Source organism: Geminocystis sp. GBBB08 (assembly GCF_016743215.1).
Taxonomy (GTDB): Bacteria; Cyanobacteriota; Cyanobacteriia; order Cyanobacteriales; family Cyanobacteriaceae; genus Geminocystis.
On the sequence record NZ_VRZC01000318.1, the window covers coordinates 1 to 635 of the forward strand.

At 42.4% G+C, this 635-nt stretch carries 1 pseudogene; it reads right to left on the minus strand.

From position 1 onward, the window contains the following. Window positions 1-635, minus strand: a pseudogene (locus tag FWJ34_RS19455) (photosystem II D2 protein (photosystem q(a) protein)); the annotation flags it as partial.

The following is a 635-nucleotide window of genomic DNA, read 5'->3' on the forward strand; positions in this document are numbered from 1 at the left end:
AAAATCTGAGACCAGAAACGGTTAGCTGTTACCATAGAGTAGGTTTCTTCAGCTTGGGTAGGTTCAAAAGCACGGAAAGTGTTTGCTTGTTCACTATCTTGGAATAAAGTGTTTTCTACCGTTGCACCGTGAATAGCACAAAGTAAAGCACCCCCTAAAATTCCCGCAACACCCATCATATGAAAAGGGTTGAGAGTCCAGTTGTGAAATCCTTGTAAGAACAAGATAAACCGGAAAATTCCTGCTACTCCGAAAGAAGGAGCGAAGAACCAGCTTGATTGTCCTAAAGGATACATTAAGAATACACTAACAAATACGGCAATAGGACCAGAGAAAGCGATAGCGTTATAAGGACGAATCCCTACAAGGCGAGAAATCTCAAATTGACGTAACATGAAGCCAATTAAACCAAAAGCTCCGTGTAATGCTACGAAAGGCCATAAACCACCGATTTGAAACCAGCGAGTGAAATCTCCTTGAGCTTCAGGACCCCACAGAAATAGTAAGGAATGTCCAAAAACATCAGCAGGGGAGGATACAGCAACGGTTAAGAAGTTAGCACCTTCTAAATAAGAACTAGCTAAACCGTGAGTGTACCAAGAAGTAACGAAGGTAGTACCAGTTAGCCAACCACC